Origin of the sequence: Streptomyces sp. NPDC051172, assembly GCF_040682555.1 — a bacterium.
Lineage (GTDB): Bacteria > Actinomycetota > Actinomycetes > Streptomycetales > Streptomycetaceae > Streptomyces.
Window position 1 is genome coordinate 1 of sequence record NZ_JBFBBE010000402.1, and the last position, 1,198, is coordinate 1,198.

At 76.5% G+C, this 1,198-nt stretch carries 1 pseudogene; it reads left to right on the top strand.

The window, feature by feature from the left end:
* Positions 1–1,198: pseudogene (locus tag AB0N07_RS51460) on the top strand (bifunctional glutamine-synthetase adenylyltransferase/deadenyltransferase); the annotation flags it as partial.

A 1,198-nucleotide genomic window follows, 5' to 3' on the forward strand; every position in this document is an offset into this window, starting at 1 on the left:
GCCGGGCCGCGGTCCAGCGGCAGCTGCTGCCGGCCATGCTCGGGTGGTTCGCGCGGGGCGCCGACCCCGACGGCGGCCTGCTCGCCTTCCGCCGGCTCTCCGAGTCGCTGGGCGGCACGGCCTGGTATCTGCGGATGCTCCGCGACTCCTCGGATGCCGCCCGGCGGCTGTGCCTGGTCCTGTCCGGCTCCCGGTTCGTGGGGGACCTGCTCGAGCACTCGCCCGAGGCCGTGGCCTGGGTGGGGGACGACCGGGAGCTCGACCCCCGGGGCGCCATACAGCTCTGGCGCCAGGTCGACGCGCGGCTCGACCGCCGCGTGGCCGCGGAGGAGGCCCCCGCGGCCGTGCGCCACGTGCGGCAGGTGCGGCGCAGCGAGACGCTGCGTGTCGCCCTGGCCGACATGTCCGGCCTGCTGGACCTGGAATCCGTCTGCAGCGCGCTCGCGGACATCGACCAGGTGACGGTGGTCGGCGCCCTGCGGGTGGCATGGCGGGCCGTCGTCGGGGACGCCGAGCCTTTCACCGACGTGCTCGTGGTGGCGATGGGCCGCCAGGGCGGGCGGGAGATCACCTACGGCTCGGACCTGGACGCCCTGTTCGTGCATCGGCCCCGCCCCGGCGCGGACGAGGAGCGGGCGCGCGAGCAGGCCGAGGAGGTCGTCCGCACGCTCATGGCCCTCCTGCAGAAGCCCGCCGCGCCGCCGCTGCCCGGGGAGCGGCGGCTCGAGGTGGACGCCGACCTGCGCCCCGAGGGACGCCAGGGGCCCCTGGTGCGCACCCTGGACTCGTACCGGGAGTACTACGGCCGCTGGGCCGAGGTGTGGGAGCGGCAGGCGCTGCTGCGCGCCCGCCCCCTGGCCGGCGACGACGACCTGGCCACCGACTTCCGACGCTGGGCCGACGGCGTCCGCTATGCGCAGGACCTCTCGGCCGCCGACGCCCGGGAGATCCGCCGGATCAAGGCCCGCGTGGAGGCCGAGCGGCTGCCCCGCGGGGCGGATCCGGCGCGCCACGTCAAGCTCGGGCGCGGGGGGCTCTCGGACGTCGAGTGGCTCGTGCAGTCGCTGCAGCTCAAGCACGCCGGTCAGATCGAGGACCTGCGCGTGACCGGCACGCTGCCGGCGCTGCGGGCGATCGCCCGGCACGACCTGCTGCCCGAGTCCGAGGTCGCCGTCCTCGAGGAGGCCTGGCTGCTGGC